This is a genomic window from Alicyclobacillus tolerans (genome assembly GCF_900142255.1).
GTDB classification, from domain to species: Bacteria; Bacillota; Bacilli; order Alicyclobacillales; family Alicyclobacillaceae; genus Alicyclobacillus_I; species Alicyclobacillus_I tolerans.
Map to the genome: position 1 here is coordinate 81,086 of NZ_FRAF01000011.1, position 21,144 is coordinate 102,229.

Genomic DNA, 21,144 nt, shown 5'->3' on the forward strand with positions numbered 1-21,144 from the left:
AATTTTAATACATATTTAAGAAAGAACATGCGAGAAATGTGGCAATAAAAAACCTCCATATAAAAATGCTCCTACAATCACAAAAGCTGGATGTACCTTGAGAAAACGGATAAAGAACAACGACACAGCGGCAATCAGTAAATCTTGTACCCAGCCAAGAGTACGCGCACCGGTTTCTAATACCTGCCAGGTAAGAATACCCATAAGTACCGTGATCACCGGTAAAATCCAACGTGTCATTCCTTTCACCACAGCCGATTGACGAAACTTATCCACAAGCCTTAGCATAACGATTAAAGCTATTGCGGATGGCACAATGGTTGCCAAAAGTGCTGCCAAGGCACCCACAGCTCCTCCTTTGCTGTAGCCCACAGCAGCAGCTATTTTAGTCGCTACCGGACCAGGAAGTGCATTGGCAACAGCGAGCACATTTGCAAAATCTCCAGCACTCATCCAATGATAGTGATTCACTATTTGCGCTTCCATCAGCGGAATAGATGAGGGCCCCCCGCCGTAGCCCAGCAAATTCGCGATGAAAAAACCTATCAATAACGCTCCTGTCAAACGTCTTTTCCCCCTTTGGCCGATCCGCTTTTATCCATCCATCGAGACAGTTTGCCCGTTTGTCCAATCAGAGCACCAAATGCGAGAAAAGCCAAGACAACCACCGCATCAGGTATGCGTAACCATAGCAGGCAACCTAAAGCAGCTAGAACACCTAAAAATGCAGCAGGCCAGCGCAGCGATTGTATCGATTTGCGAGTAAAATCGTAGGCAAGCATACCGAGCAAAACGGATATTACCGGATTGACCGCCGCAATCATCAGACGCACTGCATGGTAAGAGCGATAGTGATTAATTATTCCAAAGAAGAGCACAACCAACAATGTGGAAGGTAAAATATGTGCCAGAACGCCCAGTAAAGCTCCCAGCCACCCACCGATTCGAAATCCAAAATAGGCAGCCATCTTAGTAGCCATGGGTCCCGGTAACGTATTAGCCAAGGCCAGAATTTCTGCGAATTCAGAGTCATCCAACCACTGATAACGTGTTACCGCCTCGTAGCGAAAAAGCGTCATGGTGGCAGGACCGCCACCATAACCAACAATCCCCACTCGCAACATGGCTGTCATCAATTCACGTAAATTCCCCTTTTTTTCTACCATGCAGCCACACATCCGTCTGTACGTGGTTCAGTCGCACCAGCTAAGACCCCGTCTGCTCTTCTCCAAATGATTTGCCCTCGGCCAAAGCTGCCACCATCGTTCATAATTTGCAGTTCATGCCCACGCTGACTGAGCGCTTCTGCCACATGTGCAGGAACGTTGCGTTCAATTTGAACTCGATTTCCTTCTACCCATTGCCAGCGAGGCGCATCAAGCGCAGCCTGAGGATTTAATTGGAAGTCAAGTACATTCTGTAAGACCTGCAGGTGACCTTGCGGTTGCATAAAACCGCCCATCACACCAAACGGCCCCATTGCTTCGCCATCTTTGCTCAAAAAACCTGGTATAATCGTGTGATACGTGCGTTTACCAGGAGCCAGTGCGTTGATATGTTGTTCGTTGAGCGAAAAAGTATGGCCGCGATTTTGCAGAGAAATGCCTGTTCCAGGCACCACCACACCTGATCCAAAACCCATATAATTACTTTGGATAAAGGAAACCATGTTCCCTTCGCCATCTGCAGTGGCTAGATAAACGGTTCCACCAGCGTCTGGTTGTATTCCAGGCTGCTTGGCTTCTGTTCCAATTTGCTGCCGACAGGCGCGCAGTTTTTCACTAGACAACAGGTCTTCCTTAGTTGTTCGCATCCATCGGGCATCCGTCACTTCTTCTTTGGCAATTTGAAAAGCTTTCTTAATAGCTTCTATGGACAAATGGAGAACCCACTCATTTTCTCGACCGGCTAATTCATCTTCAGCCAGCATTCCTAAGGCCATAAGAGCCACAATGCCTTGCCCGTTGGGTGGAATTTCCCAGACATCATAACCACGATAGCGAATGGAAATCGGATCGACCCATTCCGGAGAATAGCTTCCCAAATCTTCAATACTCAAAAATCCTCCTGTCGCAGCAGCATGCTGTACAATTTGTTCAGCAATTCGACCGCGATAAAAGGATTCTGCTTGTGTTTCTGCAATCTCAATTAAAGTGCGTGCATGACCAGGAGACCTCCAGATTTCACCAGGTTGCGGTGGTCGTCCATGGGGCGCAAATGTATGAAACCATTCTTCAAACAAGTTTCCCTGCAGTTTTTTTTGATAAGCTTGATAAGCTCTATTCCAATACTTACCTGCTATTGGAGCAACGGGATGCCCTTGTTCAGCCAGTTCAATGGCCGGTGCAAGTACTTTAGAGAAAGGCAGACGACCAAATTTTTTAGAAACAGCTGCCCAGGCCGCTGGTGCACCAGGGACGGTAACGGGTAACCAGCCATAGACGGGCATTTCTTGATATCCCATAGATTTAACTTTTTTGATGTTCAATGCGTTGGCAGAAGGACCAGAGGAATTTAATCCATGAAGTTTCCCCTGATGCCAGATAAGGGCAAAGGCATCACTGCCAATTCCGTTAGAGGTGGGTTCTACAACAGTCAGTGCTGCTGCAGTAGCTACCGCCGCATCCATAGCGTTCCCTCCTGCCTGAAGTACGGCTAATCCAGCCTGGGCAGCAAGCGGGTGGGAAGTTGCCACCATACCGCGTCTTCCATAAACGGTCATACGGCGTGAGGGATAGGGATGATAGAGCGGGTCAAAATTGAGCATAATGGCAATCTCCCTTCATAATAACAACCTTCAACTTCTACGCTTTCGCGGATCAAGCCAGATTTGCAATCCGTCACCGAGCAGATTAAAACCGAGGACCGCTACAGCAATAGCAATACCTGGTACAATCGCTAACCAAGGCGCTTCCGTCAGATAGCCTTGCGCTGTGTGTAACATGGAGCCCCAACTTGGAGTAGGTGGCTGTGCTCCCAGGCCAAGATAGGAAAGGCTCGCTTCTGCCACGATTCCCGAGGCAACCGCCAATGTAGCTTGAATAATCAACGGCGTTGTAATATTGGGGAAAACATGACGCAACATAATTCGCCAATCTCTCGCCCCCAGTGCGCGCGCCGATTGGATATATTCTTTCTCCATCTCGAGCAAAACCTGACCACGCACTGTTCGAACAAAAACAGGAATATATCCAACTGCAATAGCGAATGTCGCATTACGAATACCCGGTCCTAACATGGCTGCCAAAACCAAAGAAAGAATTAAAAATGGAAAAGCTTGAATAGCATCCACCACACGCATGACCAACCATTCATCAACAATACCTCGATAAAATCCACTCAAAAGGCCTACCGGAATTCCTATTACAAGTGAAATGACCACAGAACCAATAGAAACTTCCATAGAAGTTCGAGCCCCAAAAAATACCCGGGTTAAAACATCTCTTCCGAGTTCATCTGTGCCAAACCAGTGGGTAGCATTCGGTGCTTGAAGAATCGCTGAATAATTCAATTGTATAGGCGAGAAAGGAGTGAGCCAGGGAGCAAAAATTGCGATGATGATCACCATGGCCACTAATATAGCACCCGTCCACAATGAAACATTCTTGCGCAAATGTCGCCAACGATTTTTTCGCAGCAGGCGTGTCTCACTATGAAGCTCTGAGTGGGTGATTTCAACTTGAGCCATCTCTACGCTGACCTCCCTCCCAGTTGAATGCGTGGATCAACCACGCTGTAAAGCACATCTACAACCAAGTTCACCAACACCACAGCAACTGCTGCTATCAAGGCGGTTCCTTGCACAGTTGTGTAGTCGCGGCTAAAGACACTTTGCACAAGCAAACTTCCAAAACCAGGGAGAGAGAAAATGGTCTCCGTAATAACCAACCCGCCAAGTAAACCAGCAATTTGTAAACCGCCTGTAGTAATGACAGGAATAAGAGCGTTCTTTAAAGCATGATGAATGATGACACCATAACCTGACATTCCTTTAGCCCGTGCTGTTCGAATAAAATCCATGTCCAAGACATCCAGGAGCGCACCGCGTAACATGCGCATGAGCACAGCCGCTTCACGAATGCCTGTGGCAACTGCAGGTAAAACCATACTCTGTAAATTTTGCAATGGATTCTGCCAAATTGGTACATATCCTGAAGATGGAAACCAGTGCACACGCACCGTAAATAACAGCAAAAACAAGATACCAATCCAAAAAGGAGGCACAGCAATACCTACCGTAGCACTGAACAGTGCGGTTACATCTAACCACTTGCCACGAAAAACAGCAGCCAAAATCCCCATCGGAAAAGCAATTAACAGTGCCACCAGAATGGTGCATACCGCCAGTTCAACAGTCACAGGTAAACGTTGCATGATGAGATGATTGACAGATTCCCCATCTAGCAAAGACTTTCCCAGATTGCCTTGCAGTACTTGCCCAAGCCATTGAATATATTGAATGGGTAACGGTTTATTGAGACCTAACTGTGCTGTCAGAGCAGCAATGGCAGTAGGAGTGGCATCCTGCCCAAGAATAACTTGAGCAGGATTGCCAGGAATAAGATGAATGAGTAAAAACACGATTATAGAGACAATCCAAAGTACAGGTATTGCAGTCAATACGCGCCTGACTATATAAGCCATACGAACTCACCTCTCGCTGCCGTTGGCACAAATGTAATAACCCTATAGAAATCTGCCCCCGCGCGCATGGCTCTTTTTAGGACAGGTAAACATTTTGTAAGCGCAAAACTCCATCCGCATACGCTTTAAATCCATGCAACTTGTTGGTATAGGCAAAAATATTGTTTTGATGGTAGAGGTACACATAAGGAGCATCCTGATGAACAATATTTATGACTTGTTTATAGAGCGCCTTACGTTCAGACATGCTGGAAACCTGTCGCGCTTCATTCAGCAACGCGTCAACCTGTGGATTGGAGTACCCAGAATTATTGAGCGATCCGTTGGTGATAAGGAAACTATAAATGTCTTGATCCGGATCTAGTCGGCCTGACCAGCCTAGCATTGAACCTTGGAAATTATGATTGTCAGCATTGCCTAGTAAGGTACCAAACTCTAATTGTTCAATGTTCATCTTGATACCATACTGACCAAGCATACTTTGAATAATGGTCGCAATTTGCTGATCAACCGGATCGTTAGCTGTCTGCATAGTAAAGCTAAATCCATTCGGTTTGCCGCCTTTGACAAGCAGTGCATGAATTTCTGTGGCATTAGGCGTCGGCGGTGTATCCTCACTTACGGAGTAAACTGGAGAGGCAGGTGAGAATGGGCTGTATCCAGGAACAGCCGACCCTTTCAACATAGCGTTGACCAGCGTCTGACGATTGATGGCCAAATTAACAGCCTCTCGAAGATCAACATTGTTAAAAGGAGGCGTCAAACAATTTAAATAGAAACCTTGATACCCAAGTCCTGGTGTATTCGATACTACATAGGCAGGATTACTGGATAGGGAACTTAACTGTTGAGGTGGAACCGTATCAATGATTTGCACCGCGCCACTTTCCAAATTGGCTAACTCCACATTGGGATCGGTAAAAATTTTAAAGACAATTTTCTTCAGTTTGGGTTCACCATTCCAGTAGTGAGGATTTCGGATTAACGTGATATGGTCGCCTTTGATACGATCTTTAAACATAAATGGTCCCGTGCCGACCGGATCGTTCACAAAATTGGCGCCCTCTTTTTGAACAGCAGTGGGTGACACCATCATCCCTGCGCGACCGGCGAGTATGGCCAAGAGCGGACTAAAAGGTTGCTTTAAGTGGAGTACTACCGTATCGTTGCTGGGTGTATCAATACTTGCTATATCCAAAAGCGAACTGCGCCGCGGAGAGAGCTTGCTCATATCGCGCTCCAAATTGAATTTGACAGCCGCAGCGTTGAACGGTGTACCATCTTGAAACGTGACATGCTGGTGAAGGTAAAAAGTATACGTCAAGCCGTTGTTGCTGACAGTATAATTTTTTACCAAATCCGGGACAATCGATTTTGTGGAAGTTAATCTAAACAACGTGTCATAAATATTCATCATGACTTGACGATCAACCAGTGCGCTGGAAAGAGCAGGATCAAGTTTAGGTGGGTCTGCCGAGAGTCCAACATAGAGTGTACTTGTAGAAGCAGATGTGTTAGCCGCAGGAGTGGTACTTGAATTGCTAGAAGCATTGCTTCCTGAACTCTGACTGCCACAGGCGGTCAATAATCCCGCTGTTGCAATAATTCCGAAAATTTTAGCTGCATGTTTGACTTTTCTCATTACGGGAATCCCCCTCATCTACATCCCTATTTACGCTTATCTTTGCATACGCCCTTCTTGGCGAGCTACATCGAGAATGCGCAGATCTTTTTCTACATGGTCCTGCATGCGCTGATACGCCAACTCTCCGTCACCACTAGCAATAGCCTGCCAAATAGCTGTGTGTTCCGCAAATAGATTCGTTTGTAATTGATTGATGCGCAGCACCAGCAAACAGTAGTACTGAATCAATGTCGAGACATTTTCCAGCATGCGCTGAATTCTAGTATTACGACACGCTTCCCAAATACACTGGTGAAATTCAGAGTTTAATTGAATAATGTCGATCCGTCTCTGACCCTCCAATACCGCTGAGGTTTGCTGCAAATTGTCTGTGATACGCAAAGCAATATCTTCATCCCAACGAGCAGCAGCTAATTTAGCAGCATACGGTTCCATAGACAGGCGCAGTTCATAGATTTCATAGAAATCTGCGTACGAGGGTTCAAAAACGCGTAAACTTCCCTCTCCTTCTTTGACCAGTTGTTCGACCACCAGCATGCGTAACGCCTCGCGAATCGGTGTTCGGCTCGTACTAAATTCTTTGGCCAAACGCGATTCAACCAATTTTTCGCCTGGCGCCAGTCTCCCACTGAGAATCTCTTGTTTTAAGTAGCGGTAGACTTGTGCAGAAAGTACATCAGCACGCTGTACGATTGGATCGGACAGAATACATCACCCTTTTCTACGTTCAGAGTCCGTTGTATAGTCGACGGTCGACCGTCGACTATACAACATCTAAATGAAGTATAGTTTTGAATATTCTGTCCTGTCAATCAATCATTCTAAAAGACTTAAGAATTCCGTAAAAAGTTTTAGAGAGAAATGTCACTTTCTTCCGCCAAACGACGTGCGATGGTTTTGACCATTTGCGGGCTTACCCAAATCACAATGACGCCTAACAAAAGCCAAGCGAGAACAATATAAGGGAACCAATTGTAGGGAGCTGCTGGAACCGGGTACAGGTTGGAATAGAGCGTGTAAGCGAGCGCCAACACAGCAAGAGCAGGAACCACCAAGATACCGGATCGCCAAATCCGCTTTCGCGTGAAGTAAAATATAGCACCTATATTGGTAGCCAAATAAGCAAGCAAAAGTGACAAAACACCAAGTGTTCCATAGTAACCAAAGACGTTTGTTCCTGTTTGCTTGGCAAGAGCCAGCATCTCCAAAAGAGCTATCACCATGACTACGGCCAACGCTACATAAGGGGAACGAAACCGTTTATGCACGTCTCCTAACTTACTGTTTAAAAAACCATCCCGCCCCATAGAATAGAGCAATCGCGAGCCGGTTGTAGCAGTTCCCAATCCACTTGAGAAGGCTGACATGGCCGCACCAAACATGATTGCTGCCGCAAAACCACTGCTCATGTAATGTTGAGCCAGATAACCAAGCGGAGCTGAAGAATTAGCAAATGTTTTGACACCAGCCGCAGTTAATCCGAATCCTAGAGATTGCGCGTAGCTGACTAATACATAAAAGATACCTGTAACAAAGACTGCGGAAGCAATGGCCATAGGAATGGCCCGCTTGGCATTGGCTGTCTCCTCGCCCAAGCTTGATGCTCCCTCAAAGCCTGCAAAAGAAAGAAAGGCGAAAACAGATGCTAAACCAATGGCTGAAAAGCGATTCCCACCAAGTGTGAAAGGTAAGGCGCTGAGATGCCCTGCAGCACCGCCCCGTCCAAGAATCACAACCGTTAAAATGAGAATCAGCAGCATCGAAATTCCTTCAAACACCAGCATGACACGCGCCGAAATACGCACTTCAAGAAATGCCAACAGCCAAATGAGCAAAGTAGCTGCAACGGCAAGTGGCACCCAACTGATATGCATGTTAAGAATCCCCAGGAAACTCTGGAGGAAAGCTCCTACCTCTGCACCCGATGCTCCTGTAAAAGCAAGATACGTAAGAAGCAGAGCCCATCCAGATAAAAAACCTGCCCGCGGGCCTAACGACGCGGTTGTAAAAGCATAAACTGAACCACTACTTGAGAAATGTCGATTAAACTGTACAAAAGCAAAAGCGACAAGTCCAATGGTCACCATAGCCAGAAGAAAGGTCAGCGGTACACTAACCCCGGCAATACTGGCTGCAAGAGAACCGTTTAGAGCCATGGCTGCTGTAGGAGCCATAATGGCGACTGATATGGCCATGGTTTCTAATAAGGATAGGCCATTTTTATGCAAGGGTTGCGACATCTTAAACATCTCCTATGCTGAAAACTTCGGTATGAATGGAGAATAAGCTGCCAAGTGTTTTTTGGGCAGTTCAACTCGTACGGTTTTCAACGGATCGACAATCTGACATATTCTTACGTCCGATCCGGCGGAAAGCAGGAAAATAGATTCACTCCTTGATAAACCACATTCCTGTTGTAACCAGTCAACCATTTGCTTGGTTGCCATAATTGCCGCTTCATCTAATGTAAGTGCCGAAGCAATCGTCATCACACTGTCCTCATGAAAAAGCATGGGCGCTGGCCAGGAACGATTTTTCAGGATATGCAGACTAACCGTTACTTCCCCAGCAATTTCCACACCACAAACTGCTACCTCTCCATCACCCATACATGCATGCAAGTCTCCCATGGCAAGCAACGCTCCTGGTACATTGACCGGCAATACAAGTGTGGCCCCTCTCGTTATGCGTTTGCAATCCATATTGCCACCGTGAAAACCAGGCGTACCACATGCAATCGATTGATCTTCGGGAGGAGCTGTGCCAATCACGCCAATCATAGGAGAAACAGATATGGAAATATCTTCAGAAAATATCACCCGCTGGTTTTCAATCGGTACGACACGGATGACATTTTCCTGCAATTCATCCCCTAAAACACCTAGTCCAGGACCTGTCGTCATCACACCCTGACGGGCAAGATGAATATGTTCAATATTCACCAACAACAAATCTCCCGGTTCTGCTCCTTCTACATAAACTGGACCGCTTGCTGGGTTGATGCGTTCCCAGTCCAATGTCCCAAAGTCCATATCTTCGCTTTGAATTTGATCTTCAAAACAATCACAGGTTTCAAAGACAACACGACTTCCATCAGGTACGCGAAGGACTGGGGGATGTTTAGCTGACATTTGATAAATGACATGTTCTTTTGAAACTCTGTACACCGAATGTAGCCTCCTTTGTCTCTCGAAAAATACTCTCAAGCCTCTACAGATATGCACTTCCCCTGATATTCTCTTAAAATATTTAGAGGATTCAGGCTAAATGAATTGTACTACGAGGTTTCAACGTTTTGAATGGTGCCGAAAGAAAAAACCTGCACTTCTCCTTGTGAAGAGCAGGTTTGCAATCAGAACCCTCTTCTATTCGAGTATTTCCCCTTTTGATTCACGCCATAGGAAGGCAAAAATCAATACCAAGATAGAGGCAATCGCCACTGAATAGGTCATAGATGACGCCAGTCCGCCAACGGATGGCGCGACAGCCGAGACAATCAGAGGTACAACGGCTCCGCCAAGCGCCGCTCCAAAATGGTAGGTGGTTCCTTGCCCTGTTGAACGTACACTCGTTGGAAAATGTTCGGCCAGATAAGTAGGAATCACTGACCAAACTCCACCAATAGAGAAAAATCCTATTAAGAAAGTAAAAATATCACGATCGGCCTGGTTGGAGATGTGCAAAAAGACAAATGAACTGGCAATCGTTCCAAGAGCAGAGACCACGAGTGTCCAACGCCGACCTACTTTGTCAGATACCCATCCACCAATCAAATTGCCAAGAATACCCGCCACGTTCAGAATAATAATAGTATTTGCAATTACAGCAGGTAAAAAATGACCTTTTTCTTTGAGTAAAGTGGCATAAAACACGTTAATTGGATATGTCACACTAAAAGCGATAATGGCAATGATGGCGGCATGCAAAGTGTTCCATGTACGCCCCTTGCCAAAGAGAGCTGATACTGGAACACGTTTGCCAGTTTTTTTCTGCGTTTCTTGCCAACGGGCTGATTCAGGCAAAGCCCGCCATATGTAAAGAGCTACGAGCAAAGCCGGAATACAGGCAATAAAGAATAACTTGTGCCAACCAAGACTGCTATACCAGACTCGATATAGAATGGCGGCAAAAATATAGCCAAATGAGAAGCCAGATTGCATTAATCCAGATGCTAATCCTCTCCACTTGGCAGGCATCAATTCCATGAGCATCGGGGTACCGCTAGCATACATGGAACCCATGCCAAGGCCGTAAAGAATACGCACAATAAAGAGCAGCGTAAAGCCAATTGAAAAACCCGTAAGAAACTCAAAAACACTAAACCAGACAATGGAGATGAGCAGGCTTACTTTGCGACCTCTGGCGTCGCCTAAAAGCCCACCTAAAAATCCCCCGCCAAGCCTAGCAAATGTTGTTGCGGAAGAAACCGCTGCAGCAAGTGTCAGCGGGACGTGATAGTCTTTCATAATATCAATTAAAACGAAAGTAAGAATAGAAAAGTCCATAGCGTCAAACGCCCAGACCAGCGCAATGGAAATAAGCGCTTTCATGGCCAGCCCCTGCTTTTCCGCTGGCGCTGTTGCTTGCGAAGCAGTCGACATCATCATCACCTCTCGATAAAATACAAATAATATTCTGACTCCCACTGCAATTATATCGTCAATTCAAAAAAGAATGTTCTTTCGATAGAAAGGCGTGAGTGAAACCATGAATATAGATTGGGTATGGCTGCAAAATCAATTAGGTCGTGACAAAGTCAGCTTCAACGAAAGTGTGCGCAGTACGCATGCGCAAGATGAATCTTATCATTCACCCCATCTGCCAGACGCAGTAGTGTTTGCTGAATCACTTTCAGACATCTGCCACACGATGGAATTTGCGCGTCAATACTCCATCCCCATCGTGGCATTTGGCGCTGGTTCCAGTTTGGAAGGACATGTCATACCTATAAAAGGCGGGATTTCACTGGACTTGACACGTATGAATCGCATCTTAGAAGTCCGGCCAGACGATTTTTTGGTTTGCGTAGAGCCTGGTGTCACCCGCCAAGCCCTCAATGATTACCTGCGTCCGTTTGGCCTCTTTTTTCCGGTCGATCCCGGTGCAGACGCAACAATAGGTGGTATGGCTGCCACAAACGCCAGTGGTACTACCACTGTCCGTTACGGCGGCATGAAAAACAACGTACAAGCACTTGAAGTGGTACTAGCAAATGGGCAAATCATTCATACCAACTCACTGGCAGCCAAATCGAGTTCGGGTTATCACCTGACCGAACTTTTTGTAGGTTCTGAAGGTACACTTGGGATATTCAGCAAAATTTGGCTCAGAATTTACGGAATTCCTGAGCAAAACATGGCAGCAGCAGCGGAATTTTCTAGTGTTCAGTCGGCTGTCAAAACAGTCTGTAGCCTCATAGGTACGGGTGTCTTATTGACGCGTTGTGAACTGGTAAGTCAACAGTATCTTGAAATTATCAATCGACAACTTGGCACTGCGTACACTGAAACACCTACCCTATTTTTGGAGTTTTCTGGAACATCCTCCAGTATCCTAGCGGATGTTAAGCTCGCTGAAACGATAGCCCTTGAAGAAGGTTGCCTGAAATTTACAGCTGTACGGATAGAGGAAGAACGACGAAAACTTTGGACGGCCCGTCACAACGCCGCTTACGCCTTAATGCGTAGCTATCCTGGCTTGTCACACATGAGCACAGATGTCTGTGTTCCCATTTCTAAACTGCCTGAAGCCATATCGCTTGCGGAAGAGTGGATACGGCGATTACAGATACGCGGCGGTATATTAGGTCATGTCGGAGATGGTAATTTCCATGTCAGCCTCATGGTTAATCCTAACGATAAAGAAGATTTACAACACGCCCAAGAACTTTCCCATCATTTGGTCGATTTTGCATTGTCTGTAGGCGGTACTTGTACAGGAGAACATGGCGTCGGTTTAGGCAAACGCGCTTATCAAAAAGCAGAGCACGGAACTGCATTAGAAGTGATGCGAGAAATAAAACGTTTACTGGATCCTCTGGACATCCTCAATCCCGGTAAATTAGTCGACGATTGACACTCCCATTAACTTAAGAATCCTCAACATTTAGATGGAGCTAAGAGTTCCATTTTTTTTTCGTGATCGCGCTAAAAGAAAAATGAGAAAGTCCGTTCTTGACTGGATAAAATTTAGTTATATAATTAAAATATATGATATAGAAAATTTTATACTATATAATTTATTGTCCTAAGGAATTGTGAGGGGATTTATTCTGGAAACGGATTGGAAAGCACTTGTGCAAACCATGGATCGATCACTGTTTATGATTCTGCAAAATCTAGGTGAACATATGGTCCAACGAGCCAACTTAGGGCTTACGCGTACGCAGGCGTTCGTCTTGTACTACATTCATCAGCAAAAAGTCTGCACGGTTTCTCAGTTAGCCGAAAAGATGGAAGTGAATCCGAGTGCCGTCACAGTCATGCTTGATCGACTCGAAAAACACCGTTGGGTGGAACGAACCCGTGATACTTCCGATCGACGCGTAGTTCATATTGCATTGACAGCGGACGGGGAAGAAATTTTGAAGAAAATAGTGCGCCTGAGAGAACAGGTGTTTGCACACTGTCTGCGTCAAGTTACAGTCATCGATCCGGTTGTTTTTGTTCAAGCCTTAGAGGAACTGGCTGAAATTTCTACAAAAATGGAAATTCATCAGCTATCTTCTCAGGATTCATTTTCGACGAAACCCTAATTTTGAGGTGATACTGTTGTCAACCTATTCATCCGCAGTGCAAACGACCAACCGCATTACTGGTTCTCGTAAATGGTGGGCATTGGCGACTGTGCTTCTGACCATGTTTTTTTCTTCCATGGATCAAACGGTCGTCTCCACTGCTATGCCTACCATCATTGGAGATTTAAAAGGCTTTTCACTCTACGCTTGGGTTTTCAGTGCTTATATGATGGCTTCTTCCATCACTGTTCCTATTTATGGAAAGCTATCGGACGTATTTGGCCGCAAACCGTTTTATTTATTCGGACTCACTGTATTCGGAATCGGATCTGCCATATCTGGGCAGTCCCATACCATGATGGAACTCATCTTGGCACGCGCATTCCAGGGCATTGGCGCTGGCGCTATGATGAGTATGCCACGCGCAACGGTTGGAGATATTTTTGATCCTAAAGAACGTGGTCGTTGGATGGGTGTCATGGGGGCTGTATTCGGGGTATCCAGCATTATTGGGCCATCCTTGGGTGGATGGATTACGGATACCTTCTCTTGGCGCTGGGTCTTTTACATCAACCTACCATTTGCGTTGCTTGCCATTCTGGGCGTTCTGTTCACACTACCCAAAGTACGAGCAGAACACCGAGTTAAAGTGGACTGGCTCGGATCTGTCTTACTCGTCATTGGCCTTTTGCCAATTTTACTTGGATTTACCTGGGCAGGTAGCAAGTACGCTTGGACATCACCTGTTGAAATTATCCTCTTTGCTGGCGGCGCTCTTTTTCTGGTTATTTTTCTTATTTGGGAACGTCGAGCAGAAGATGCGCTTCTTTCTCCAACCTTGTTTAAAAATCGCATTTTCAGTATGTCTTTGATTCTTGGTGTTTTAGTGGGAATGGCGATGTTTGGTAGTCTTATGTTTTTGCCCGTTTACGTCCAAGGCGTTGTTGGTCTAAACGCTCAGGACAGCGGTTGGGTAATGGCACCTATGATGCTCAGTTTCATTGTCGGTAGTATCGTTTCTGGTCAAGTGATGACACGCACTGGACGTTATCGTGTACTTGCCTGGGTGAGTGGAGCTATCATTGTAGTAGGTTCAATTTTGCTCAATCAAATGAACCTGTATACACATTGGTCAACCGTCGTCATCAATATGATTGTGCTTGGACTGGGTATTGGTTCTTTAATGCCTCTGCTCAATGTAGCGGTGCAAAACGCTTTTCCATACAGCATGATGGGAACTGTCAACTCAACTCAACAATTTGTCAGCTCACTCAGTGGAGTAATCGCTTCTCCCATTTTCGGTTCCATCCTCGACAAGTCATTCTCTGCCAAATTTAAGCAGTCCCTGCCAACCGACTTACATTCTTTATCGAGCCAATTGTCTAGCATTAACCCGCAGTCCTTGCTGACTGTGCAAGCTCAAAAAGCCATTGCCGTAAAATTTGCCCCTTATGGTTCAGTCGGTCAAGCGCTTTATCGCCAATTACTGCATACCATCAAATTATCTCTCACTTTTGGCATTCAACACCTCTTTGCTGTTGGATTGATTTTTGCCATTCTCTGTTTTATTGGAACCTTCTTCTTGCCGGAAACGAAATTGAAATCAAAAGAATACTTCGAAGAGAAAAACTAAACATCCGTAGCATATAAATGCCTCCTTCCACGCTATTCCGTGGATTTAGGAGGCATTTCAATATTTTCAATATAGATAGGAGAAGCATCGGATTTACAACTTTGAAGCGACACACTGATGACATAGCTTCACCCAGTTGAATCAATGCCTATTTCATTTTCGGCTGACTCTCATAAGATAAAGCAATACCAGAATCTCTTGACAAGGATGTGATTTGCTTGCATAGCCAGTCTCCGTCTTTGACAGCGTTCGCACAAGCTGAATCCAACTCACGACATGGAGCGTTTATATTTCTGCTCTTATATACGCTCATTGGCATAGACATCATGGCTAAGAAAACTCCACAAGAACAAATGCAAGCACTCAAAGTATGGTTGCCCTGGGGAATCACTTTCCTTCTACTGGCATTCTTTATCATCGCTCCAGAGCAGGAAGCTACGCAAGCAGCGTCTGCCAAGTGATAAACTCCAGCATGACTCTTAATGATCTTGGTTTATCTTCGGCCAGCAATCTGTCGGGAAATGACAAGGCGCTGAATTTCGGCTGTGCCTTCCCAAATTTTAAATATTTTGGCATCCCTCATCCATTTTTCTACGGGGTACTCACGAATGTAGCCATTACCACCTAGAATTTGCACAGCTTCCTCCGTCACGCGCATAGCGAGATCGCCCGCAAACAATTTAGCCATACTAGCTTCCAAACTCGCTGATTTGCCTTGGCTTTGTAACCAACCTGCGCGCCAAATCAATAGGCGGGCAGCATCGATACCTGTAGCCATATCTGCTAATTTAAAAGAGATTCCTTGGTTCTCGATGATTTTTTTGCCAAACGCCTGACGAGTTTTGGCGTACTCCAACGCGTATTCATAAGCTGCTCTTGCCACACCGAGCGCAGCCGCCCCTACAGCTGGACGGGTTCTATCCAACATCATCAGGCAACCTAAACCGCCAGAAATACCTTTAGCGTTACCATCCAAGCCCGAAAGACGATTTTCTAGCGGAATACGACAATCTTCCAACACTACCTGCGCAGTGTGGGATGCCCTAACCCCCAATTTTTTCTCCTTGCGCCCCATCGAGAGACCTGGCGTACCTTTTTCCACCACGAAACATTCTATACCTTTCCACCCACTACCTGGTTGAGTTTGAGCAAAGATGACATGAATATCCGCAATACCACCATGTGTAATAAACTGCTTGGTACCATTTAATACCCAACTATCGCCATCACGCACGGCTGTTGTGCGCATGGATGATACGTCCGATCCGGCATCTGGCTCAGTCAGACCCATGGCTCCTAAACGCAATTCTTTAGGATCGCAAAGCATCCCAATATATTTTCTTTTTTGCTCTTCGGTACCGGTTGCAAGAATACCTGTTCCTGCCAAACCACTGCCTGTGATACAAGTCTGAATTCCTGCACAGCCCCAAGCCAATTCTTCGGCAATCAGCAAATGGGTAATGGCGTCTGTAATGCCTCCGCCGCCATACTCTTCCGGATATTGATAAGTCGTTAAACCTATTTTATGGGCGGCCCTTACAACATCCCAGGGGAATTCTTCCGTTTCATCATAATGTGCTGCAACAGGACGAATCTGTTCTTGAGCAAAATCTCGTGCTACTTTCTGCATTTCTTTTTGTTCAGCAGTCAATTCAAAATTCAGCACAGGCAAACCTCCTAATTTAAGTAATCAAGACTATCCATGGCTCTACTCAGCAGAGAACAAACGACCGTTTGTTTGAGAACAAATTCAGCATACCTATCTTTTCTTTGACTCGCAAGCAAATTTTTTCAAAACCGCTGACAAGAACAGAGCCCCAAAGTACGGGGCTCTCGGGACTCTCTAACATCTATTTGATATGTTGGTTTGTCCGCCGTTCTTGGCTGGACGGATTCTGACCTTTTTCCGAAGTGATATGCCCCTCCTCTTTGGGAAGAACGCTGAGCGTACCTGTAGGTTCCAAAATAGCCCATTTGATGTCGCGATAATTGAAATATCCCTGTTCACGCAACAGTTGAATGAGTAAGTCATGATTGATTTTGCATTGTTTTAAATGTGCATCAATCATTTCACCGTCTTTTAACAGAACAACCGGTACGCCACTCGCCACATCGCGAAACTTCTTGCTTTTCAAGGAAAGCCAAGCGGCAATAACTGTAGCGAAAGAGAAGAAAAAAAGAATAGTAGCATATTTAATGACATCTAGAATGGACTGAGATGTGAGCATATTAGCTCCAACATTCCCCATACAGGCGCCTGCTACCCAATTAAAATAGGTTACTTGGCTGATTTGCGTTTCGCCAATCCAACGCACAAGAATCAATAAAAAGCCAAATGTAATGCCAGCATCAGCAGCCCAAAAAATGACATGTGACAGCATTTTTTCCCTTCCAAACGCCTTCGCCATACTTCAGAGGAAAAATACTCGACCTATTTCGTTGACTCCCAAAAGGAAAATTTTAAATAAATTTCAATGTATATACTGGATAATAGAGATTGAGGATCTGTGGATAAGTCAGATTGGCTACAGAACCCCAGTATTCTGAGCCCCATTGCGACATCACATTAGAACCCACAAAGGTCCAGTTAGCACTTCCTGGCCATCCTGAACGGTATTCTAGAGGTAAAATTTCACCATTGTTGGGCGTGTACACTACATTCCATGTATTGCGAACTGCAGCATCCGTAGCTGGCGTACCACTGAGATACACAAATTTTTGATAATTGACAGTATTATCAACATCGTAAGTCCATCCATTTTCTGTGGTTGGATGGAGGGTATAATACCAAGCAAACATCTTGATTGCTACAGCACCCGCTTCAAGCGCCTGTTGATTCCAGGAAGGAACCCATTCATTCGGCAACACATCTTCACAATATTCTTCAAAACCAATAGTTTGAACGTATAAGATAGGTGCAAACGGATTGTTGAAAGGCCGGATTGCTACACGTATCACAGAGGGCAACGCTGTATTGTAAATCGATTGAACTTGCGCCTGCACATGCTGGACAGGTGCCATAAGTCCCATGGAAAATACACTTAAAACAGCTAGACCGCACTTTGCGATTTGAGTCCCATGACGATTCATAGCTCATCCCCCCTGCTCAAGATTTTTGATTGGGACTCCAGGGTGGCACATCAAATTCAGTCGGTATGGTTTGACGTTTCAGACCTAATTGAGTTGCATATCGAGAAACGAGCTTGGCTAACGCGTTACGATGTAAATTGCCAAGTACAGCTACCGGTTCATTGCGCCGTCCTCCCCGAATTGGGTTTAAAATGATAGGCTGAACCATATCCTGTTTAACTGGCACTTCAAATACGACTTCTTCATTAAAACCATTTGCAACCGCAATAGCCGTGACGATTCCCAGCTTTTCAACACCTGCAAAACGTGGATCTTGCTGCAGTGGAACATCGGCCCTCCAGACTCCGGAAGTATTGGTTTGACCACTGGTCAACACAGAACCATTGGACTGCACCAATATAATACGAGCACCAGCAATTCGCTTAAAATCTTTGCCTGACGCTACACGAAATTCCATTTGCACCCGATTGGCCACAGAAACCGTATTGGCAAGTGCCAAATGCTTGCCAGACCACCCAAACACGAGACCATAGACGAATAGAAAAGTGGCCATTACGACACAAAGTTGTTTTCCAAACATGATGCCACCTCAACTCTCCATTTCTGACATAAAGAATTTTTCGTGACTTATCCTTCCCTTTTTGCTTTTTGTCATGTGTCGTATTCGCATGTCTCTGGGATAAATGGTTTACTTATAGGAGAATTTCTTTGTGAATGCAGGAGTGAACCCATTGTCGTCACAAGCAAACTCTGCACAGCCGTTGTTTTTGAAATTAGATCGCTCTGCAGCACTGCTTGGCAAGTGGAGCGTTTACGCATACGCAGCTTTTCCGATTGTCAATCGTGCCATCAGTATTTCATTTCTTAGGGCTTATGCGAATAGTTGGTCAACCATTTTACTTTGCCTCATGGCTTTAGTTGGTTTATATCAATATAAGCGGTCTCCTAAACTCTCGGCTTTTGCCTGGTCAAAATTTGGAGGCTTGTTTATCCTTTACTGCGTGGCTCTCTTTTTCTCACAACTGGGTCTGCCACACGTCGCTTTTGATGGTCTGAGCATGAATATTGAATATTTACTTTTTGCTCTGCTTCTGCCCTTCGTCATACAAGAGAAAGATATTCCTAAAATGATATTTACAAGCGTTGTAGTTTCCATTCTGCTAGGTTTCGATGGGGTCTTTCAATATATCACCAAGGTTCCTATTCCCAGCGGTTGGGTAGATGTGGGTGAACATGTGCGGACACGTGTCTTCTCTGTCTACGGTTCTCCAGCAGAATTAGCTGCCAACATGGAACTTATGATACCTGTGATTGCAGGGCTGTTTTGCCTGGATAAAAATCGCCGCAGACGCATCCTCTATATGATTGGTGAATTCTGTTGTCTAGCCACACTGCTTTTTACGTACGATCGCGGTGCATGGCTAGGTTTAGCACTAGGTCTTTTGTTGATTAGTCTCTTTTACGACAGACGGCTGCTTGTCCTCCTTATCATCCTATGCGCAATCCTATTTTTCCTGCCTCCAATTCATCATCGTCTGGCTGATTTATTGAGTCCAACCTACTGGATTCAGTCTGCCAAGGGAGGACGAATTATGCGCTGGGAAACTGCGTTTAATCGCATGTCAAGAAATCCCCTTTTTGGCGTAGGACTTGGACAATATGGGGGCGCTATTGCATCGGCATACGGTTATTCCATTTATTCCGATAACTATTATGCTAAAATTTTAGGAGAAACAGGTCTCGTAGGTTTATTACTTTTTAGCGCGATGCATATTGCGATTATCCGTGAAGTCATTCAAACTGTGGTTAGGAAAGCGCAAGGCAGGCAAAAATACCTTGCACTTGGAGGTTTAGCTGGATTAGTAGCTCTGCTTGTGCATGCTTTTTTTGAAAATCTATTTGAATATGCCCCTACGGAGACTGTCTACTTTCTTATCTCCGGATTGCTGATATTATGGGGAAGAACGCTTGATTCACAAAAAACAGATCTTCGTAATCAGGAAGATAAGATACCAAAAGAAAGTTGAGGTTTCCTCATGTCCGTGCTCTACGCCCTGCTGGGTATTCTTTATATCTTTTTGCAAGTTATCACTGGAGTGATTGCTCTTTACCAATTAGCAATCTCCCTATTCGGTTTTCGACACCGTCGGATGACAGAACTCCTTCCTCCGCAAAAAAAATTCGCTGTAATTATTCCAGCGCATAACGAGGAACGAGTTGTAGGTCCACTCATAGAGAGCATCAAAAGACAAAATTATCCAGATCATCTTTATTCCATACATCTGATTGCCGACAATTGTACTGATCATACGGCTGATGTCGGTAAACGTCATGGTGCGATTGTTCATCAAAGAACAGACAACACTCATCAGGGAAAAGGCTACGCGATTGAATGGATGCTGGAGCAATTAGAATTATCAGGCCAGCCTTATGATGCTGTGGTCATGTTTGACGCTGATAATTTAGTAGACAAGAATTTTCTAAACATCATGAATGACAAACTTTGCCGTGGGCATAAAGCCATTCAAGGTTATCTCGGCGTCAAAAACCCGTTTGATACGTGGGTTTCAGTTTCTCTTGCCGTCTCATATTGGTACGATAACCGTATGTGGCAAAATGCCAGACAAAATCTTGGTTTGGCCTGTGCTTTAGGTGGAACTGGGCTATGTATTGATTACTCTTTGTTACAAAGTATTGGCTGGAATGCTACTGGTCTTACAGAAGATTTGGAATTTGGAGTACGTTGCGTAGAGCATGGTGTCTTACCCATATGGGCACATGATGCTATTGTCTACGACGAAAAACCTACAGATTTTATTGCTTCATTTAGGCAACGTCTGCGATGGCAGCAAGGTCATTTTCAGTGTGCGAAACAGTACATGATGAAGATGCTTAAAGAAGGAATTCGTGAAAGAAACTTGATTAAATTTGATACAGGGCTATATTTATTTCAACCCATGCGAGCGCTCATCATTTTTGCTACATCTCTTTTCATGTTTGTTCTTAAATTTCTTGTACCTACGAGAGTGGTTGACCAAATTTCCAACAACACAGTTTCAGATATCTTAATTGTGGTGAGTGCCATTCTTTTCTTGCAAATACCTCTCACTTTATTTATGGAAAGGAAAAATTGGCGCTCTTATTTTGCGTTAGCCATTGTGCCTCTGTTTCTCTGGACCTGGGGACCCGTAACGCTGCATGCCTATCTGACACGCAACAACCGAAAATGGTATCATACCATCCACAAACGCTCTATTCGCCTAGATGAGATTAACACACAGTAAAACCCAGCCTAACAACTGGGTTTTTTAATCTGCAGAAAATCCCATCCATCATCGCAATAAAACCAAGCAACAACCCACAAGGAAAAGTGCCTGCCATGACGAATAGAACATT

The 21,144-nt window shown here is 45.1% G+C and carries 20 protein-coding genes; 6 read left to right on the forward strand and 14 right to left on the reverse strand.

All coding sequences use genetic code 11. The annotated features are described in order from the left end of the window. Nucleotides 1-15: 15 nt before the first annotated feature. The 10 genes from BUA75_RS07725 to BUA75_RS07770 form a co-directional block, all read right to left on the reverse strand. Nucleotides 16-564, reverse strand: coding sequence for a chromate transporter (locus tag BUA75_RS07725; protein WP_072874029.1), 549 nt, complete (start codon nucleotides 562-564; stop codon nucleotides 16-18). After that, complete coding sequence (locus BUA75_RS07730; protein ID WP_072874030.1) at nucleotides 561-1,166, reverse strand: chromate transporter; 606 nt, start codon at nucleotides 1,164-1,166, stop codon at nucleotides 561-563. Before BUA75_RS07730 ends, BUA75_RS07725 begins: the two co-directional genes overlap by 4 nt. Next, nucleotides 1,160-2,767 carry a gamma-glutamyltransferase family protein gene (locus BUA75_RS07735; RefSeq protein WP_072874031.1) on the reverse strand — a complete coding sequence of 536 codons (1,608 nt, stop codon included), beginning with the start codon at nucleotides 2,765-2,767 and terminating at the stop codon, nucleotides 1,160-1,162. The genes BUA75_RS07730 and BUA75_RS07735 overlap by 7 nt, the downstream gene beginning before the upstream one ends. 30 nt (nucleotides 2,768-2,797) lie before the next feature. Then, nucleotides 2,798-3,688, reverse strand: a complete 891-nt coding sequence (locus BUA75_RS07740; protein ID WP_083574187.1) for an ABC transporter permease — start codon at nucleotides 3,686-3,688, stop codon at nucleotides 2,798-2,800. A 2-nt stretch (nucleotides 3,689-3,690) separates the two neighbouring features. After that, nucleotides 3,691-4,644: an ABC transporter permease gene (locus tag BUA75_RS07745; RefSeq protein WP_072874032.1), complete on the reverse strand. Its 954-nt coding sequence runs from the start codon at nucleotides 4,642-4,644 to the stop codon at nucleotides 3,691-3,693. A 76-nt stretch (nucleotides 4,645-4,720) separates the two neighbouring features. Next, nucleotides 4,721-6,286 carry an ABC transporter substrate-binding protein gene (locus tag BUA75_RS07750; protein WP_072874033.1) on the reverse strand — a complete coding sequence of 522 codons (1,566 nt, stop codon included), beginning with the start codon at nucleotides 6,284-6,286 and terminating at the stop codon, nucleotides 4,721-4,723. 36 nt (nucleotides 6,287-6,322) lie between these two features. Then, nucleotides 6,323-6,997 (reverse strand): GntR family transcriptional regulator, encoded by a 675-nt coding sequence (locus BUA75_RS07755; protein ID WP_341350431.1) that lies wholly within the window; start codon nucleotides 6,995-6,997, stop codon nucleotides 6,323-6,325. A gap of 143 nt (nucleotides 6,998-7,140) precedes the next feature. Further along, complete coding sequence (locus BUA75_RS07760; protein ID WP_083574189.1) at nucleotides 7,141-8,529, reverse strand: APC family permease; 1,389 nt, start codon at nucleotides 8,527-8,529, stop codon at nucleotides 7,141-7,143. Nucleotides 8,530-8,541: 12 nt separating this feature from the next. After that, nucleotides 8,542-9,456 carry an acetamidase/formamidase family protein gene (locus BUA75_RS07765; RefSeq protein WP_072874036.1) on the reverse strand — a complete coding sequence of 305 codons (915 nt, stop codon included), beginning with the start codon at nucleotides 9,454-9,456 and terminating at the stop codon, nucleotides 8,542-8,544. A 198-nt stretch (nucleotides 9,457-9,654) separates the two neighbouring features. Next, nucleotides 9,655-10,890: an MFS transporter gene (locus tag BUA75_RS07770; protein ID WP_072874037.1), complete on the reverse strand. Its 1,236-nt coding sequence runs from the start codon at nucleotides 10,888-10,890 to the stop codon at nucleotides 9,655-9,657. A gap of 106 nt (nucleotides 10,891-10,996) precedes the next feature. Here BUA75_RS07770 and BUA75_RS07775 point away from each other — a divergent pair, with 106 nt between their 5' ends. The 4 genes from BUA75_RS07775 (at nucleotide 10,997) to BUA75_RS07790 (ending at nucleotide 15,119) form a co-directional block, all read left to right on the forward strand. Continuing rightward, on the forward strand, nucleotides 10,997-12,364 hold the full coding sequence (locus BUA75_RS07775) for an FAD-binding oxidoreductase (RefSeq protein ID WP_083574190.1): 1,368 nt from the start codon (nucleotides 10,997-10,999) through the stop codon (nucleotides 12,362-12,364). A 229-nt stretch (nucleotides 12,365-12,593) separates the two neighbouring features. Continuing rightward, a complete protein-coding gene (locus BUA75_RS07780) occupies nucleotides 12,594-13,043 on the forward strand; it encodes a MarR family winged helix-turn-helix transcriptional regulator (RefSeq protein WP_072874060.1) in 450 nt (149 codons plus the stop codon). Between the two features lie 16 nt (nucleotides 13,044-13,059). Then, nucleotides 13,060-14,658, forward strand: a complete 1,599-nt coding sequence (locus BUA75_RS07785; RefSeq protein ID WP_072874038.1) for an MDR family MFS transporter — start codon at nucleotides 13,060-13,062, stop codon at nucleotides 14,656-14,658. Between the two features lie 218 nt (nucleotides 14,659-14,876). Next, a complete protein-coding gene (locus BUA75_RS07790; protein ID WP_072874039.1) occupies nucleotides 14,877-15,119 on the forward strand; it encodes a hypothetical protein in 243 nt (80 codons plus the stop codon). 32 nt (nucleotides 15,120-15,151) lie between these two features. On the opposite strand, the gene BUA75_RS07795 is transcribed toward BUA75_RS07790, so the two are convergent. The 4 genes from BUA75_RS07795 to BUA75_RS07810 all read right to left on the reverse strand — a co-directional run bounded on the left by BUA75_RS07795 (nucleotide 15,152) and on the right by BUA75_RS07810 (nucleotide 18,328). Further along, on the reverse strand, nucleotides 15,152-16,321 hold the full coding sequence (locus BUA75_RS07795) for an acyl-CoA dehydrogenase family protein (protein WP_072874061.1): 1,170 nt from the start codon (nucleotides 16,319-16,321) through the stop codon (nucleotides 15,152-15,154). 187 nt (nucleotides 16,322-16,508) lie between these two features. Further along, on the reverse strand, nucleotides 16,509-17,066 hold the full coding sequence (locus BUA75_RS07800; protein WP_072874040.1) for a DUF421 domain-containing protein: 558 nt from the start codon (nucleotides 17,064-17,066) through the stop codon (nucleotides 16,509-16,511). 52 nt (nucleotides 17,067-17,118) lie between these two features. Then, entirely contained in the window at nucleotides 17,119-17,748 is a 630-nt protein-coding gene (locus tag BUA75_RS07805; protein WP_072874041.1) for a SpoIID/LytB domain-containing protein, read from the reverse strand. Nucleotides 17,749-17,764: 16 nt separating this feature from the next. Next, nucleotides 17,765-18,328: a hypothetical protein gene (locus tag BUA75_RS07810; RefSeq protein ID WP_072874042.1), complete on the reverse strand. Its 564-nt coding sequence runs from the start codon at nucleotides 18,326-18,328 to the stop codon at nucleotides 17,765-17,767. A 130-nt stretch (nucleotides 18,329-18,458) separates the two neighbouring features. On the opposite strand from BUA75_RS07810, the gene BUA75_RS07815 reads away from it, so the two are divergent. Continuing rightward, complete coding sequence (locus BUA75_RS07815) at nucleotides 18,459-19,775, forward strand: O-antigen ligase family protein (RefSeq protein WP_072874043.1); 1,317 nt, start codon at nucleotides 18,459-18,461, stop codon at nucleotides 19,773-19,775. Nucleotides 19,776-19,784: 9 nt separating this feature from the next. Then, complete coding sequence (locus tag BUA75_RS07820; protein WP_072874044.1) at nucleotides 19,785-21,032, forward strand: glycosyltransferase family 2 protein; 1,248 nt, start codon at nucleotides 19,785-19,787, stop codon at nucleotides 21,030-21,032. The last annotated feature ends 112 nt before the right edge of the window (nucleotides 21,033-21,144 follow it).

Coding starts and splice junctions, on each gene's coding strand:
- BUA75_RS07730 (WP_072874030.1), bottom strand. CDS start 1,166: ATGGTAGAAAAAAAGGGGAATTTACGTGAATTGATGACAGCCATGTTG.
- BUA75_RS07735 (WP_072874031.1), bottom strand. CDS start 2,767: ATGCTCAATTTTGACCCGCTCTATCATCCCTATCCCTCACGCCGTATG.
- BUA75_RS07740 (WP_083574187.1), bottom strand. CDS start 3,688: ATGGCTCAAGTTGAAATCACCCACTCAGAGCTTCATAGTGAGACACGC.
- BUA75_RS07745 (WP_072874032.1), bottom strand. CDS start 4,644: ATGGCTTATATAGTCAGGCGCGTATTGACTGCAATACCTGTACTTTGG.
- BUA75_RS07750 (WP_072874033.1), bottom strand. CDS start 6,286: ATGAGAAAAGTCAAACATGCAGCTAAAATTTTCGGAATTATTGCAACA.
- BUA75_RS07760 (WP_083574189.1), bottom strand. CDS start 8,529: ATGTCGCAACCCTTGCATAAAAATGGCCTATCCTTATTAGAAACCATG.
- BUA75_RS07770 (WP_072874037.1), bottom strand. CDS start 10,890: ATGTCGACTGCTTCGCAAGCAACAGCGCCAGCGGAAAAGCAGGGGCTG.
- BUA75_RS07775 (WP_083574190.1), top strand. CDS start 10,997: ATGAATATAGATTGGGTATGGCTGCAAAATCAATTAGGTCGTGACAAA.
- BUA75_RS07780 (WP_072874060.1), top strand. CDS start 12,594: ATGGATCGATCACTGTTTATGATTCTGCAAAATCTAGGTGAACATATG.
- BUA75_RS07800 (WP_072874040.1), bottom strand. CDS start 17,066: ATGGCGAAGGCGTTTGGAAGGGAAAAAATGCTGTCACATGTCATTTTT.
- BUA75_RS07805 (WP_072874041.1), bottom strand. CDS start 17,748: ATGAATCGTCATGGGACTCAAATCGCAAAGTGCGGTCTAGCTGTTTTA.
- BUA75_RS07810 (WP_072874042.1), bottom strand. CDS start 18,328: ATGTTTGGAAAACAACTTTGTGTCGTAATGGCCACTTTTCTATTCGTC.
- BUA75_RS07820 (WP_072874044.1), top strand. CDS start 19,785: ATGTCCGTGCTCTACGCCCTGCTGGGTATTCTTTATATCTTTTTGCAA.